A 16,371-nucleotide genomic window follows, 5' to 3' on the forward strand; every position below is an offset into this window, starting at 1 on the left:
CTTTTGCTATGTGCATTAATTTTTTATCAGCTTTCCAACATTTATATCTCAGTCACAGTCAAGCTTTTAATCAATGAGTCCTTTGAAAAGCGAAACCTTATATAGGTGTCTTCCGATTTGTAATCCGACGGAATCTCAATATTTGCAGAATACGTTCCTTCTGATATCCTTTCAAGCTGCACAAAATCTCCATGAAATCCGGGAATATAATACAGTACTTTTGCAGCATCCTCCCGGTTGTCAATTATCAATTCAATTTTATATTTCTTACCACCCTCAAAGCCAATATTTCTTGTCTGAAAAGAGCCTGGAGTATTGTCCCTAATATTATTGACCAATATATTTCCTTCATTTACACTTACCTCTACTCTCTCCCTTTGAATAATCTTCCACTGATCCGGTACGTTATCCGAGTTGATATCCATTTCATTAATGCTTAAAAATTTTATTTTATCTATTTGTTCCAAATCCAAATTCTCGAAATTCTCTTTTATATAAGCCAGCTTTTCTAAATATCCCATTGTCTTTTCACTAAATACAAAAGGATTCATATTTCTTTCATTTTTCTTTTTCGCTTTGTTAATAGTTTCAAATGCCAAGTCTAAATGTTTTTTGGCACTGTCAAAATCGCCGTTTTTCAAATATGCAAGCACAAGCTGATAGTGCATATTCATCTTAAGCTGCCAAGTTTCTTCATAAAACGGCATTAACTCAACAGCCCTGTCTAAAAGTTCAGTTCCTTCGTCAAACATGGACATTTTCATATATACTATGGCGCCATTCTCTATTGTTTGAGCATTATATCTATCCACTTTTTTCGCGCTTTCCACCAATTCCTTTGCAGTTTCAAAATCTTCTTTTGTGATACTTTCTCCTGACAATAGCATGTCTGCATGCTTTATTTTATAATCGGCATTAAATGTATCCAATAATTCTGCATTTTTTATATACTTTAGCGCATCGTCCTTGTTGCCTTCCTCCAACGACTTTCGATATTTGCCTTCAAAATTTGCTGCAGTTGCAAACAATATCGGAATTATCATAATCACAAAAGATAAAACCACCATTACTATAGGATTGACATTAAATGATTTTAAATTGCTTAGTTTTTGAAGCAAACCTGTTTTTTTCACGGTTTCTTCATTCTTTTTGGCAACAGCAGGTCTATTGTGTCTGTATCCCGAATTAAACAATGCTATTAGTGTCCACAGCAGTAAAAATACTGATGATAATGATAAATCAAAATCCAGGCATGAGTGCAAAAACATTCCGCCTATAGACGCAAATAGTGTTCCCTGCAGTAACCTGTAGTTTATATCCTCTTCTTTTTTATATTTATATTCTGAAGCATACTGTACAACAATTGATAATAACAGCATTATCAAAATTATCAATCCAAGTATGCCGGTCTCTACCGCAACTTGCAGAAAATACGCATGGGTTTGTGTGGACCAGTACAAGTACGACTGATATCCAAAAACAAGTACCGACCATGCTCCTCCTCCGGCTCCAGTAAACCAATTGTCCTTAAATATTTCAAATGCGTCATTTAAATATATTTGCCGTTGAATAAAACTTCTTGACAACATTAGATTCTGAAATCTTGACGCTACAGAATCGGGTACAAACCTGTATCGGAGCTTGATGTTTCGTATACTTTTACCTGTTTTACCGTCAACAATTTTTGCATTGTCTATAGATACTTTTGATTTCTCCGAATTATTGGTAATTTTGATATCAACCAATGAACCGTCTTTCGGTACTGTAAACGGGATTTCCAGTACGCCTGCGTTCTTTTCATTAACCTCTGTAAGCTTTGTATCTCCTCCAAACATAATATTCTTTTTATTCCGGCTATTAACAGACACCGTTATTGAATTCTCAGTGTCACTATTCATATATGATACATCAAACAACAGTCTGTATTCTTTTCCCGGCTTCAACTCAATACTCTTCTGAAAATAATGTCCTGATTCTCTTTCCTGGTTATTGATTTCAAGTTCCAACTCTTTTGGGATATTTATAATTATTAACAATGCAATAAACACTGCAGCAGCAGGAATAATCAAGAAATATGGATTTATCTTTAGCCTTGAAGCTATCTTGAACTTAAGCTTAAATAAATACTCCACTGCCACCGTTAAAATCAAAGCCATTGCCATCCCTAGTATTATTCCCAACCAGAGGCTTGAATTGCTTCTACCTGACAGAGGCGAAAACAATACCGGTATTATACCTGAAAGAGCTGCGCAGAACATCATTATAAATGCTCTTAACTTTGTCCCTTTTGGAATCATTATAAGATACAATATAAACATAATGGACATCAATATCATTACACCACGGCTCAATGTCAAAATTATAGTAGTTGTAATGATACAGTTGCATATTCCTGCAAGCACTCTTTGCCAAACTTTTGGTGATATTATGGATATGGCTACAGTTACGAAAAACACTGCCATTAGATATGCAGCCAATGCATTAGGGTATTGGATTGTCGAATGAATACGTCCTTCAACATAAAGACCAAAAAATTGAACCGGTATATTGAGAAAATCAAACGCCTTATTCAGTAAATCGGTCAATCCGCCCCCGGCCGCACCGTCGAGCCCGACAATGCATAATCCCATTGATGCTGCAATAACGGTCCATAATACTTTAAGTCTATTTTTCATTGTTGACGCAAGGTCAGTAATCATAAAAAACACAGCAAAATACATACAATACTTGAGCCATTCCGAAATTGCAAGCCTTGTACTGGCAGAACCCAATATCGATATGAAATAAATTAGCACAAGCCCCAGCGAACAATACTCAATTGGAGTCAATATGAATTTCTTATTGTTCTCTATATACTTCAATATCCAAAATAAAGCAAAACTAACCAATACAAATATTTCTGCAGGCAGCTGCTCTGCTTCAAAATACAGTCCCCTTACAAAGGGTGAATAGAATATCACAATTAAATTTAATGCTAATATCAGCATTCTAAATATCCTATATTTATTCTCTTCTTTTGCCTCTCTTACAGTTCTTCTATTTTTATCTTTTTTTGAACCGCTGTTTCCTGTCCCCATCATTACCACCTTTGTGCCAATTGATTTTTTAAAGCTGTTTAGTCTAATGTTGCTAAATATGTGCGTTTTTTTGCTTGTCCCTTAATAAATATTCTTTCATGAATACTATGGAAAAGCTGATTGCAATCCCCACTACCGCTGCAATAGCCACATTAAATACCTTCCTTGGTGATACTGGCTTAACAGGCGGAATTGCTTCAGATACTATTACCACGTTTGACTTGCCAATATCTGCTGATTCCATAATCATAGACTCTTTATATTTTCGCTGATATGCATTATATGTTTCCTTTGACAAATCAATCTCCATTTTTAGCATGTCATATTTATACTGCTTATCTGCATATTCAGTCTGTAAATTTTCAATTTCCTTTTGACTTTCCTGAATAACTTGTTCTATATTCACTCTTTGGGCCTCAAGATTTGACAGCTTAACCTCCAATTCGTTAATCATGTTTGACAATTCAACATATATCATGTTTATTTGCTCTGCTGACATTTTTATTTTTGCAAGGTCTTCTGAGGCAAGTCCGGTTTTTTCCTTCATCATCTTCGATAAAAGCTCGTCAGATAAAAGTGCTCTGTCTGTGATTAGTTTTTGCGGTGTTTTACCTATCAAATTTTTTGCAGTATTCAGTGATGCTCTCGTCGCATTCTCATCAATCCGTATTTGGCCCAGCTGAGTTTTATATTCTATAACTTTTCCAGTTTTGAATCCAATTCCATCTTAACTTCTTCAGGACTTCTAGATTGTGACAGGAAGTTTTTATACTCTTCCAATAGATTCTCCATATTTTCTCTTTCTTTTTGCATCTGACTCTCAATAAACTCTACCGAGTTTTCAGCCTGTTTTTGATTTGATTCAGACACAAATTTTGCAAACCTGTCGCTAACCAAATTTGCTATTTTCGCCGCAGTTTCAGGATTTTCATCGGCTACTTTTATCGTAATCAGATTTGTATTTTTTATTTCATCTACGGTTATTTTTGACGCTATTTTATTTAAGGGGATATCTTTCAAATTCATTTCATTACGAACATATTCCAGTATCTCAGTAGCCTTTACTTGTTCTTTGTAGCTGTCAACAGACGTTTCCAAGTACTGATATATCGCATCGACTAAAGGCTTAAAATTGTTGGCATCAGCATCATGTGCCTGTGTCAATGCTTGTATCTCACTTTTCGTAGGAGAAATCATCAGCATCGTTTGTGCCTCATAAACAGGTTGTATAATAAATAAATTCATTACTACGCTACCAAGTATGCAAATTGCGGTTACTGCTGCTATAACGAATTTACCCTTAATAACTATTTCAATTAATTCTTTCAGGCTTAACTCTTCCATTTATTATGCCCTCCATCTTTGGTTTCCTCATGGAATATTTGCCCATGATTATCCCCTAAGCAGAAATTTAATAATGAAGGAGCAATGCCATTTTGCAGTACTCCTCTTAAAATTAGTTATTTCTTAAGTTTAAACCATTACCATTGTATATAATTAATGTGTTAATGTCAATTAGAAATATAAGGTCCTCCGTCAACTGTAACACGCCTTGATTTTCAAGCGGCCTCTTCAGTAATTATTTAAACTGCATTTTACTGGTGAGCCTGGGCCATCTCCGCTAGATGCATATAATAATAGAAGGGCTTCCCATAGGGGAAGCCCATTTTTGCACTTAGAAGTAGAATTAATTATTTTGTAGCTTTTGTAACTGTTATTTCTTTATTTTCGAACTTGTTAAGTGCATTACCTGCGTCGTCTGTGATATATTTCACAGATTCCTTAGTTGACACTTTAAGCTTCAAGCTATCTTTCTTAACTTTGTCTTTAGCGTAGTCACCCTTGAGAGTAACTGTAATTTCTTTACCACTTACTGTTGCATCATAATCAATACCAGCTTCAAGAGTCTTTCCACCGTCTTTGATTACGATGTCAGTTGCACCCAATCCTGATACGAACTTAACGTTTTCATCGAATTTCAACTTGAATGTGCATTCTCCCAAATCTTCAAAGAAGTTTTCTTTCAGGAGGCTTGGTGCATACTTATCTATAAAGTTGGTTGTACCTACAGTCAGAATCTCACCAGTATCAGATTCAACGTTTGCTACAACTTCCAATTCATAGCCTGATACATCGCTTGGATCAGCAGGGAGTACAGCATTATTGTTTGGAAGAACAGCCTTAATTATTGTTTTACCGTCTTTGTAGCTGATTCCAGTTACTTTTGCAAGTTTAACCCACTCACTGCTATCCTTTTTCACTTCAAAGTCTGCAGCATCAATTGTCTTCTGAACAAGTACTTTGTCAACTTCTATTTCAATTTCTGTCTTTGAGATAACTCTAACTTCTGTTACTTCAGGTGCTTCTTCTTTAGCCACTGTCTTTGGTACTATATCAAATGCACCTATAGCATTACCGGATGCATCTTCGACATTAGCTACCAATACAGTGATTGCTGCATCAAAGGTTACAGAGTTGTCAACAGTTATTTTTACTTTGTCTTTGTTTGAACCAAACATTTCAATTTTCTTAATTTCTATATCAGTGCTACCCTTTTTGATTTTGTAGTTTTCCTTTTTCAGCACTGAACCGTTACCACTTGTTGACATAGCCTCACTGAATGTTACATAGATGAACTTGCCGTCTGAACCCTTGTCAACATATGTTGCTCCTTGAACTGATGGAGCTGTCTTGTCAGTAATTACAAACTCAAGAGTAATTGCTTTCATTTCGTTTTCAGAAACTGAAGTGTCTTTTATACCCTTAACGTCTATTGTATATTTTCCGCCTTCAAGCTTCTCGTCAAAAGTAATTACTGCTTTTGTGTCTGCACTCTTATAGTCGATATCAGAAATAGCTGTTTCTATTTCTTTTCCGTCTTTCTTAACTACATAGTTGTCTTTGTTTTCTGCTTGGCTCTCATTTACATCTTCACTGAATATAACTTCAATCTTGTCTTCAGCTTCAACATTTATAGCTTTTACTGTAGGAGCTTCATTATCAGCAGTTATTGTAGCAGTAAGCTTTATGTCTGACTCAAGCTTGTTGCCCCATGCATCTACTACAGCAGCATCGTCTACTTCTTTAAGAATTGTTACAGTAACATTTCCTTCCGGAAGCAGATATACATTCTCGTTGTTAGGGTTCTTGTCTTTTGAGAAGTACAAAGTATAAACTTTATTATCTGAAGTTTCAACTAAAGTTGGCTTCCATGAAGAATATGTGTGGTAGAAGTAATCTCTTGTAAGAGCTGCATCATCACCTGAGAATCCTTTTCTTGTAGCAGGCTCGTTGAACTCGATTACTACCTTGTTCTGTGTTGCTTCTTTTATTTTAGCAGTTGGAGAAGTTGTATCCTTTGTATACTCCAAGTCAAAGGTTTTTGTTCTCATTACATTTTTTGCGTAGTCCCTGTAGCCTTTAACTCTTACTTTGTAAGTTCCTTCGCTCAATGAGCTTACGCCCAATTCAACAGTTAATGTTCTGCCGTTATCTGATAATGATTTTGAGCTTACATAGTAAGTTCCATCATTAACAATAACATCTGCATCGGGATCATCTTGAACAGGTTCTGAGAAAATAATTTCAAATTTGTCAGGACCTATCAAAGTTATATCTGTAGCTTCAGGAACTTCATAGTCAACCGGTACTATTTTCTTAGTAACATTTTCTTTCAAGCCAGTAGCTGCCTTGATTGTTACTTCAATTTCTTCTTCAGCTTTCAGAGTTCCGTCAACTGTCAAAGTAACTGTAGTCTTGTCATCTGATACTGAAACTAATTTTGGCTGTTTGCCATCGATTTCGTAGCTAGTCTTTTCGCTAGCCTTGTCAGCTGCTTCACCGTTGAATTCAACTACAACTTCTCTGAGGTTTGTAGCTTTAACATCCAATACTTGAAGCTCTTCAGGTGTTACTATCACTTTAACAGTAGCTTTTGCATCTCTGTATGCCAAACCGCTGGCACCTTTGATAGTACCTTCGATTTCCTGTTCTCCAACTTCTGAAGTATCAACTGTTGGCCAAACAACTGCAAGCTTTTCAGTTGTGTCATCATCATATACTACTTCTACTTCTGCTGGAAGTTCAGGTGTTTTACCTACTTGAACTTTAACAGCATCCAAAGCTTTTACTTCTTTGATGGATTTCAAAAGAACTCCGAGTTCTATTGCAAGTTCTTTGGAAACATTTCCGTTTTCTACGAGAACTTCAATAACAGTCTTTCCGCTTTCTTTGTATACAGCCTGTAAAGCTGAGTAAGCTATACCTACCATTGAGTCTCTGTTTATTCCTTCTTTGCTGTTGAAGATCTTCGCTTGTTCTTCAGTCAAACCGCCAAACTCTTGCAATTTGTATGCAGCTTGGTCAAATACGAAGTCTCCGTCATATCCCAACTGTTGAAGGATTAATGAAGCGAAAGCCAAACCGTTAAGATCGGCATTTGGACCAAATGTTCCGTCCGGATAACCTTTTACATATCCTTTTTCTACTGCATATGCTACTTGTCTTTGTGCCCAATCTGCAATGTCAGCTGCATCTGAGAATTTAGCAGCAAGTTTTGCAGCAGCATCTGCCATTGGTATTTCCAATGCTTCTTCTTCCTGACCGAACAGTCTGAGGAGCATAACTACTCCAGTCTGTCTGTCAAGCTTACCTTCCAAGTTTGGCACATAATCATCTACTGATGTGCCTTTGTACAAGCCGAGCTTATACAAAATTTCTGCTTCTTTTTCATAGCTGAATGAATCAGCAAATGCAGGCACCAAGAAAGTTGAAACCATAGAGATTACAACTAATACTGCCAGCAATTTTTTGAGATTCTTCATACTCTCAAATCCTCCTTGTAAGTTTTTTTTGGGAAGCAGGCTTGAATATTGAAGCCAGGCTACGCCTTATCCCTTTTGTTTCTTAACCTGACCTATCTTGCTTTTTGTTCAAGACTGGCGCACATAACCTATCTTGAATTTCAAACTTATTATACCATTGGCCTATTGGTGAGTCAACAACCTGAATTTAAGTGTAAAGAAATTGTAACAGAATTGAAACAAACTGTTTTGTTGGATTAGATAAGTAAATTCAGTAGTTTCAACGATTCTTATTATACTATAGAATGGCTGGAAATACAATTCTATTAATTGATTTTTTTGGGAAATGATTTTTGAATGACATTTAAAAAGCCGGTATTCACCGGCTTTTGCTACGCTTTAAGGCAATACTATTTGCTTGTGAGGTTCCTTTCTGCCATTTCTATAGCCTTTTTGACTATATTACCGCAGTCCCTTGAACTAACTGAGCCCCAACCTTCCTTTGCAACTGTGTTGTATACACCAAGCTCCTTTGCAATTTCGGTTTTGAGCTCCTCTGACATTATACCTCTGTTTCTGCTCATTGTATTTGCCTCCTTTTTGCATTAGCTTATTAGACCAATGCCAAAAATTTTGCGTACATAATTATTATCTTCATTTTTAATCAATTAATATGATGTAATTTTTTCAACCGCTTACTTCAATCTCAATATTTTTTGTCAGCATATGATTTCACATAATTTCGGCACATCTTTTATTCTGATTTTGGTTACCGATTTTCCCTTATGTTAATATACTATAATAAGCGCCATACCAATTGAATTTGCCATAAAAATGGCTGTATTATATTAAGTGATAAAGTCAGGGTGATCATTATGTCATTTTCCACAAGAGAATTATTCGCGCGACTTATTAAATGTGAAGCCGGCGGAGAAGGAATAGACGGCATGAAAGCAGTTGCGACTGTTGTTATGAACCGTGTGCATGCTGCATACGGAGAATATTTGCGAACCGGTCAGGGGGACCTTCGAAAAGTTATATTCCAGCCCCGCCAATTCACATGTGTAATGGGCACAGTTTACGGTGAAGTAAACCCCCAGACAATTTGGTCGAATCCTCCCGAGCAAATTCACTATGATGTTGCCGACTGGGCACTGTCTGGAAACAAGCTTCCCGGCATTGGCGAATGCCTTTGGTATTACAATCCTTTTAGCCCGGCATGCAGCAACATTTTCCCACCAAGCGGCACAGGACAATTTGTAACCCGTGTCAATCAACACTGTTTTTACAGACCGACCGAATTATACGCACAAACTTAAAACCGATATCAATTAAAATTTTTTCATTACGGAGGGAAATTCTATGTCCAATTATTTCAGTCCGAACAACTGTCATGCTTTTTACAGCAATTTAAAGCGGCAAATGACTCCTAACCAGTTTTCTCCGGCCGGTATGCCCGCATCCACGCCTTTAACTGCCATGCCGCCTATGCCTACAGGCTATCCAACCGGTCCGGCGTACAGCCAGCCCACACCGGTAACCATGGCACCTCAGCAGACTCCCATCTCAGAACAGGAGCCTGAAACCATACAAAACGTTGCCTATACCCAAGGGTACCTCAAGCAACATATAGGTGCAAGAGTAAAGATTGAGTTTCTTCTTGGTACCAACATGCTGGTGGACAGGGAAGGTACTTTGATTGATGTGGGCACAAGCTATGTTGTAATAAGAGAAGTCGATACGGACGATTTGCTGCTTGCCGATTTATACTCTATCAAATTCGTTCGTTTCTATTATTAATTGATACTGCCATAATTAATTCTATTTTAATATATAGAAAATTATAATTTATGTACGAGCTTCGAAGAATAAAATTTGAGATGACACCGGTTTGTGTCATCTCAACGTATCCTCTGTTTTTAGATTCTAAAAGGTTTTGCCGGCTTTGATATTTCACACAATGCCTCCGAGGCCTCCATCTCAAGCCTTGTATCCGAAGCTATGTCTCCTAACGAAAGCATTCCGACAATTTGATTGTTTTCAACCACCGGAACCCTTCTAATCTGCTGATTTGCCATAAGCTTCGTAACTTCATCCACATCCATCTCCGGTGATACAGTCGTGACCTGTGAAGTCATAACATCCTGTACTTTTGTGTCCTTGGGAATTTTACCGTGGGCAACATTTCTAACTACAATATCCCTGTCGGTTACTATTCCCACTACTCCCTGGTCATAAACAGGAATAGAACCCACATTGTGCTTCTGCATAAGTTGCGCAGCCTCAACTACACTGGTATCGGGAGCAACGTATGCCACACTTTTGGTCATTTTATCTTTAACCTTCAAAGTTATCATCTCCTTATTTGATTTTCAATTTTATTTTCCCCCCGCAACTCTTTTTCATAAATGAAAATATAGACAACCCAATATATTTGCAAATCCGTCAATTTCAAAAGTCCATCGCCATAGTTTATATATTCCTGTAATCGAATTAATATCCGTTCCATCCATCATTTACTTTTTATAATCCAACTGTTTCTTATTTATAATATGTCCATGAGATGATATAATTAAAATTAATCACATCGTTTGAATTCTCAAGCTTAAATTTCCAAAATTACTGGCAAGGGATTGATTTTAGTGCATCAAATACGTAGCCGCAAAATTTTTATAATAATCACTCTGGCACTTTTTCTGTTATTTGTTCATTTCGGACATATTTATGTCTTTCTTTTCAAAACTTTTTACAATAAATCAGGCTTAAATATTTACCTTGACCTTATAAACAGCCAGGTGCATACCGTTTCGTCAGAACCGTCAAACAAAGTGTATTTAAAAGCTGTAGTTAAAGATGCAAATGGAAATCTTATCCCTAATATTGAGGTTAATTTTAAGACTGCAAACGATATGGGTACCATGCAGCCCCAAAAAACCACAACCAACAGAGAGGGTGAATGTTTTACCTCTTATGTCCCCGAGCACTATTATAATACGGACCTTGGGGCAAATCCCCAGTCAATTCAAATCATTGCCTCAATTTCCGGCACTGATATAAACTCAACGGTAAGCCTGAACCTCGTTCCGGTACCCATAGTTTTTGTACATGGGTACAGGGAAACCGCAGATGTTTTTGACAATTTAAATGAATTTATTTCATCAAAGGGATATAGCTGTACCTCTATAGACTACGACTCTACTCTCGGAATAGAATATGGTGCCAAGGAACTGGAGCTGTTTTTGCAAAAGCAAAAGCAGGAATTCTTAAGCCAAGGAGTTCTTGTGAACAAATTCGATTTAATTGTCCACAGTATGGGGGGGCTTGTGGCAAGGTACTATTCGGGAAGTAAAAATTACCTTAAAAATGATGATATCAACAAAATAATCTTTCTTTCCGTGCCCCATAAGGGATCTGTTCTGGCATCAATAGGGGAAGAGTATTTTAACGACAAGTCAATCAAAGAACTGGTTCCGGACAACGAATTGTTTGTGAGTATATTTCCCCACACAATTAACGGCGGGCTGAACAACTCAATTCAAATTGGAAATCTTTTAAGTCAGTACGATGAAGTGGTTACTGGTGAAAGTGCCAGCCTTGACAAATGGGGAATCAAAACCGAAATATTCAATGTTGGCGACAACAATTTTACTGTGAATAACCTCTTAAGCGGAAATATTCTGGATGCCCCGAATCATAAAGGCATATTGAACAATAACATGGTCTTTAACCGCATTGTTGAAATGCTAAATACCGATATGCCCTATCCTGCGGTCATAAATAAATAATAAGCAAAAAATTTTTTCCACGTAAATCACAATAGATATCCACAAAGCTGTGGATATCTATTAAAAAATCCCCATCTTAAAACCCTTGTCTCATGCGGTTTTCACAATTTGTGCACAACCCCGATGAACAATATGTGAATTAATTGTGGATATGTTTTTGTTTTATCCACAAGTCGTCATTACATCCTAACTTTATTATTAATTTTGCAAAGCTCTTTTTATTATAAGAAAAATAATGAGTTTAACTGAATTTCATGCTAATATCAAAAGCTTTTACCGAATGGGTAAGGCCGCCTACAGATATGATATCCACACCTGTACAAGCGATATCATATATCGTATCGGCATTTACATTGCCCGACGCTTCCGTAATAGCCCTTCCGTTAATAACTTTAACAGCCTCTTTCATTTCGTTAAGTCCCATATTATCGAGCATTATTATATCGGCCTTTGCCTCTAAAGCTTCAAGAACCTCCTCAATACTTTCAGTCTCAACCTCAATCTTCATGGTGTGAGGAATTCTTTCTCTCACAAGATAAATTGCCTGTTTGATTCCGCCTGCCGCTTTAATATGATTATCCTTTATCAAAACACCGTCGGAAAGACAATACCTGTGGTTATATCCTCCTCCAACCCGAACAGCATACTTTTCCAGTATGCGAAGTCCTGGCGTTGTCTTTCTTGTATCCACAAGCTTTGCAGGCAAATCCTTGATTTTATCCGCAAGCTGCCTTGTTTTTGTTGCAATGCCCGACAGCCTTTGAAGAAGGTTTAGCGCTGTTCTTTCACCCTTTAAAAGAGCTCTGGTATTGCCTTTGATTTTAGCGATTATATCGCCGCGTTTTACTGCCTGTCCGTCCTCTACCATCTTTTCAAAGACAATTTTGTCGTCCAGCATTAAGAAAACCTTTTTTGCAACATCTAATCCGGCTATCACTCCTTCATCCTTTGAAATCAATACAGCTTCAGATTCCGATGTTTCATCAATAATACTGTCGGTTGTAATATCTCCTGAAGGAATATCTTCCCTCAATGCATTCATAATGATTCTGTCTATGTCCGAAATATACTGCATATTTTTACCCCTTCCCCATTAGTATGTACTAAAATTTTCTTTTTATTATGTTTCTTTTCCAATTTTCATCATCCGTTTTTTGGTAATCCAATCTAAAATGTGCCCCTCGACTTTCTTTGCGTTCCAAAGCCGATTCAATTACAAGCTTTGAAATTAGAACGATGTTTTGAATCTCAAAGTCGCTGACACTGGTATTTTTCATGCCCTTTATAAGCTCGTAGTATTCATCCACCTTTTTCTTTGCCTTTTCAAGGCCTTCCTTTTCTCTTACAATCCCAACATACTGGGTCATTGTTTCCTGAATGTCCTTTTTGATTTTATTTACATCAATATTTTTTTCCACTCTGTTTGACTTAGCTTTAACACTGACTTTTTGAGGTACATTTTGGCTATTTTCAATTATATTCTCCACTTCTTTTCCTATCTTATGCCCAAACACCAAACCCTCAAGAAGTGAATTGCTAGCCAGTCTGTTTGCTCCATGTATTCCATTGCATGCAACCTCACCGCACGCATAAAAGCCCTTTATATTCGTACGTCCAAACACATCCGTCCTTATTCCGCCCATACAGTAGTGCTCAGCCGGGGCAACAGGAATATAATCTTTGGATATATCTATCCCATAGCTCAAGCATGTCTTGTAAATATTCGGAAACCTTTGTTCTAAATATTCCTTATCCTTAAATGTAATATCCAAATAAACATGTGTAGAATTTGTCTCATTCATTTCATGAAAAATCGACCTTGAAACTATATCCCTCGGTGCCAGTTCTTTCATCTCATGGTATTTAGGCATAAACCTTTCACCATTAATATTTCTTAATATAGCTCCTTCTCCTCTTACCGCTTCAGATATGAGAAAGCTTTTATTCTCCGGATGAAAAAGAACTGTGGGATGAAATTGGACAAACTCCAAATCCATGAGCTCCGCACCTGCTCTATAAGCAAGACCTGCTCCATCGCCGGTTGCCACCTCAGGATTTGTTGTATTTGAATATAATTGTCCAAATCCTCCTGTAGCACATACCACAACATTAGCCCTGTAAAATATATAGGAAGAGCTGTCTTCATCATAGGCCAATACGCCTTTGCACACATTATCTTCTGTGATTAAATCTAACGCTGCAACTCGTTCCTTTATTTTGACGTTCTCCCTTGTCCTCACTACCGATATGAGCTTGTCGCAGACTTCTTTGCCCGTTGTGTCTCCGGCATGTATGATCCTGTTTTTGCTGTGAGCCCCCTCCCTTGTGAGAGAAAGCTCATCTTTGCTTTTTCTGTCAAAATTTACTCCAAACTTGCATAAAGTCTCGATGTTTGCCGCAGCTTCATTAACCAAAACCCATACACTTTTCTCGTCACACAAACCTGCTCCGGCATAAATTGTATCCTTGAAATGCAATTCAGGCGAATCCCCTTTGTCAAGGGAAACAGCTATCCCCCCTTGGGCAAGAACCGAATTGCTTATTTCAATAGTTTCCTTGGTCAGTATCACAACATCATATTTTTCAGGTATCTCAAGTGCAGTGTAAACTCCTGCTATACCGCTGCCTATAATAACCACATCATGGTGCTCTGTAAGTATCTCATCCGTGTCAAAATCCACCAAATATCTATTCCCATCCAAAATTTGTTACTCCTCCTCTAACAATTCCATCTGTTTTTTATCACAACAAAAGCTCCGGATAACCATACCCAGCAACCTCGGAGCCTTGAATTCAGCTAATAAAATAGATATAAATCAGCCAATTTGAATCATTCTATCCAGGGCTTTTTTGGCATTTAATCTTATATCCTCGTCAAGTTTTATTTCATACTTCATTTCATTTAATGCATTGTACACACTTTCCAAGGTGGTTTTTTTCATATTCGGGCATATCAATCCTTGAGAGAGCAGATAGAAGGTTTTGTTCGGATTGTCCTTCTTAAGCTTGTACACAACTCCCATTTCAGTGCCTATGATAAACTTTGAATGGCCGGATTCTTTGGCAAAGTCAATTATCTGCTTGGTACTTCCCACAAAGTCCGCCTCTTCCCAAACCTCTTTCTTGCACTCCGGATGTACAAGCAAAAGAGCGTCAGGATGAATTTTTCTAATCTCTCTAACTTGGTCAACGTTGATCCTGTGATGTGTAATGCAAAAACCTTCCCATAAAATTATATTCTTTTCCGGAACCTTCTGGGCAACATAACTTCCCAAGTTTCTGTCGGGAACAAACAATATGTCCTTTTCGGGAATTGACTTTACAACCTCAATGGCATTCGATGACGTACAGCATATGTCGCTTTCCGCTTTTACCTCTGCAGATGAATTGACATAACAAACAACAACAGCCCCCGGATGTTTTTTCTTCTCTTCTCTCAAAGCCTCTGCCGTAACCATGTCGGCCATGGGGCAGCCGGCATCAATTTCCGGAAGCAGCACCGTCTTTGACGGTGAAAGTATCTTTGCGCTTTCCGCCATAAAATGAACGCCGCAAAAAACAATAACATCCTTGTCATTATTGGCACAGTATCTGCTCAAAGCCAACGAATCGCCAATGACATCCGCTATTTCTTGCACTTCGTCATTCTGATAATTGTGAGCCACTATTACGGCATTTTTCTCTTTTTTCAATTCATTTATTTTTTGAATCAACTCGTTGTTACTCAATCTAATTACCTTCCTATCAGCTAATAATATTCTTCTTACTATAATACTTTTTTTAATTTTAATACTTTACTCCCCTTTTGTAAAGGAGATATTAAAAAACCTGCATAGCGCAGGTTTTAATTCATTTATCCATTATATATTATCTATTTTCTCACTCTATCTATTTCTCTTTCAAGACTTCCAAAAAACTTGTGCCCCAGCGGCGTTACGGTAAATACCTCAAGTATAACTCCAAAGCATCCCGACAAAGTGTACATATTTAGTTTAAAATACACTGCGGTCAAAGACGCTAATAGCCATAATATTATAAACAATACGGATAATCTCTTAAATTTGTCGATTTCCTCCTGTTTGGTTATCGGCCTGTTGGGATTGTCGGAAGGGGCCCATTTTAACAAACATATCAGTGAAACAATAAATGTTAATATTACAAAAATCAGAATTGATATTCTATTCCAGAAAGGATATGTATATTTCGAAATTAGGGCTGCTGCAATAAATACGCCTAAAGAAACTGCTATGCACTTTCCGAAAGTCTTCATATGATAGCCTCCGGCTATCTGCCTTAAGACTACAAAAACACCCACAATTATAAGAGAAGGAAGTATCGTCCGTGTTATGCCCGCCAGCAATATTAAAAGTAACCCTTTAATTATTGCACCAATTACGACTTGAAACCCGAAATAGTATATTCTCCTGCTTTCGTGGCTGCCATTCATCTGTTTCATTAAATAGTCCGCGCCCTTGTAGGATAAAGTTTGAATAATTCTCATCCCACCACTCCCCTCTTTTTTATCTTATATTAATTATACTATATATAGACAAGTTATGTAATATTTAATAAGAAATATTGTCTATTAAATTCAATTTTTGTATATATGAGAAGGAACTGACTGGGAAAGAATGAAAACCGTGAAAATAAAGCAAAGCCCTATGGAGTAACCACAGAGCTTTGATATTAAATCTGGCAGCGACCTAC

At 37.3% G+C, this 16,371-nt stretch carries 13 protein-coding genes; 3 read left to right on the plus strand and 10 right to left on the minus strand.

Annotated elements, in window-relative coordinates; all coding sequences use genetic code 11:
- Window positions 1-41: 41 nt before the first annotated feature.
- From PLH43_RS09500 to PLH43_RS09520, 5 genes are all read right to left on the minus strand, one after another.
- Complete coding sequence (locus PLH43_RS09500) at window positions 42-3,080, minus strand: O-antigen ligase family protein (RefSeq protein ID WP_324362459.1); 3,039 nt, start codon at window positions 3,078-3,080, stop codon at window positions 42-44.
- Between the two features lie 49 nt (window positions 3,081-3,129).
- Window positions 3,130-3,696, minus strand: a complete 567-nt coding sequence (locus PLH43_RS09505; protein ID WP_324362461.1) for a GNVR domain-containing protein — start codon at window positions 3,694-3,696, stop codon at window positions 3,130-3,132.
- A gap of 74 nt (window positions 3,697-3,770) precedes the next feature.
- Window positions 3,771-4,421 carry a Wzz/FepE/Etk N-terminal domain-containing protein gene (locus PLH43_RS09510; RefSeq protein WP_324362463.1) on the minus strand — a complete coding sequence of 217 codons (651 nt, stop codon included), beginning with the start codon at window positions 4,419-4,421 and terminating at the stop codon, window positions 3,771-3,773.
- Between the two features lie 347 nt (window positions 4,422-4,768).
- On the minus strand, window positions 4,769-7,900 hold the full coding sequence (locus PLH43_RS09515) for an Ig-like domain-containing protein (protein WP_324362465.1): 3,132 nt from the start codon (window positions 7,898-7,900) through the stop codon (window positions 4,769-4,771).
- Window positions 7,901-8,289: 389 nt separating this feature from the next.
- Window positions 8,290-8,463, minus strand: coding sequence for a small, acid-soluble spore protein, alpha/beta type (locus tag PLH43_RS09520; RefSeq protein WP_324362467.1), 174 nt, complete (start codon window positions 8,461-8,463; stop codon window positions 8,290-8,292).
- A 291-nt stretch (window positions 8,464-8,754) separates the two neighbouring features.
- On the opposite strand from PLH43_RS09520, the gene PLH43_RS09525 reads away from it, so the two are divergent.
- Complete coding sequence (locus tag PLH43_RS09525) at window positions 8,755-9,198, plus strand: cell wall hydrolase (RefSeq protein WP_324362469.1); 444 nt, start codon at window positions 8,755-8,757, stop codon at window positions 9,196-9,198.
- A gap of 43 nt (window positions 9,199-9,241) precedes the next feature.
- Window positions 9,242-9,679: a hypothetical protein gene (locus PLH43_RS09530; protein WP_324362471.1), complete on the plus strand. Its 438-nt coding sequence runs from the start codon at window positions 9,242-9,244 to the stop codon at window positions 9,677-9,679.
- A 119-nt stretch (window positions 9,680-9,798) separates the two neighbouring features.
- On the opposite strand, the gene PLH43_RS09535 is transcribed toward PLH43_RS09530, so the two are convergent.
- Window positions 9,799-10,227, minus strand: coding sequence for a CBS domain-containing protein (locus tag PLH43_RS09535; RefSeq protein ID WP_324362473.1), 429 nt, complete (start codon window positions 10,225-10,227; stop codon window positions 9,799-9,801).
- A 294-nt stretch (window positions 10,228-10,521) separates the two neighbouring features.
- Between PLH43_RS09535 and PLH43_RS09540 the strand changes: the two genes are divergently transcribed.
- On the plus strand, window positions 10,522-11,664 hold the full coding sequence (locus PLH43_RS09540; RefSeq protein WP_324362475.1) for an Ig-like domain-containing protein: 1,143 nt from the start codon (window positions 10,522-10,524) through the stop codon (window positions 11,662-11,664).
- A gap of 241 nt (window positions 11,665-11,905) precedes the next feature.
- Here the strand turns inward: PLH43_RS09540 and nadC are convergent, their stop codons facing one another.
- The 4 genes from nadC to PLH43_RS09560 form a co-directional block, all read right to left on the minus strand.
- Complete coding sequence (nadC, locus tag PLH43_RS09545; RefSeq protein ID WP_324362477.1) at window positions 11,906-12,739, minus strand: carboxylating nicotinate-nucleotide diphosphorylase; 834 nt, start codon at window positions 12,737-12,739, stop codon at window positions 11,906-11,908.
- 28 nt (window positions 12,740-12,767) lie between these two features.
- Entirely contained in the window at window positions 12,768-14,366 is a 1,599-nt protein-coding gene (gene nadB, locus PLH43_RS09550; RefSeq protein ID WP_324362479.1) for an L-aspartate oxidase, read from the minus strand.
- A 114-nt stretch (window positions 14,367-14,480) separates the two neighbouring features.
- The gene (gene nadA, locus PLH43_RS09555; RefSeq protein WP_324362481.1) at window positions 14,481-15,392 is read right to left on the minus strand and encodes a quinolinate synthase NadA; all 912 of its coding nucleotides are present in this window, start codon (window positions 15,390-15,392) and stop codon (window positions 14,481-14,483) included.
- A 143-nt stretch (window positions 15,393-15,535) separates the two neighbouring features.
- Entirely contained in the window at window positions 15,536-16,165 is a 630-nt protein-coding gene (locus PLH43_RS09560; protein WP_324362483.1) for an accessory gene regulator B family protein, read from the minus strand.
- Window positions 16,166-16,371 lie beyond the last annotated feature (206 nt).

It is taken from the genome of Acetivibrio sp. (assembly GCF_035371925.1).
In the GTDB taxonomy this organism is placed as follows: domain Bacteria; phylum Bacillota; class Clostridia; order Acetivibrionales; family Acetivibrionaceae; genus Hungateiclostridium.

Excerpts from the sequence above, each read along its gene's own strand:
- PLH43_RS09560 (WP_324362483.1), bottom strand. The coding sequence starts at position 16,165 with ATGAGAATTATTCAAACTTTATCCTACAAGGGCGCGGACTATTTAATG.
- PLH43_RS09530 (WP_324362471.1), top strand. The coding sequence starts at position 9,242 with ATGTCCAATTATTTCAGTCCGAACAACTGTCATGCTTTTTACAGCAAT.
- PLH43_RS09500 (WP_324362459.1), bottom strand. The coding sequence starts at position 3,080 with ATGATGGGGACAGGAAACAGCGGTTCAAAAAAAGATAAAAATAGAAGA.
- nadC (WP_324362477.1), bottom strand. The coding sequence starts at position 12,739 with ATGCAGTATATTTCGGACATAGACAGAATCATTATGAATGCATTGAGG.
- PLH43_RS09510 (WP_324362463.1), bottom strand. The coding sequence starts at position 4,421 with ATGGAAGAGTTAAGCCTGAAAGAATTAATTGAAATAGTTATTAAGGGT.
- PLH43_RS09515 (WP_324362465.1), bottom strand. The coding sequence starts at position 7,900 with ATGAAGAATCTCAAAAAATTGCTGGCAGTATTAGTTGTAATCTCTATG.
- PLH43_RS09525 (WP_324362469.1), top strand. The coding sequence starts at position 8,755 with ATGTCATTTTCCACAAGAGAATTATTCGCGCGACTTATTAAATGTGAA.
- PLH43_RS09520 (WP_324362467.1), bottom strand. The coding sequence starts at position 8,463 with ATGAGCAGAAACAGAGGTATAATGTCAGAGGAGCTCAAAACCGAAATT.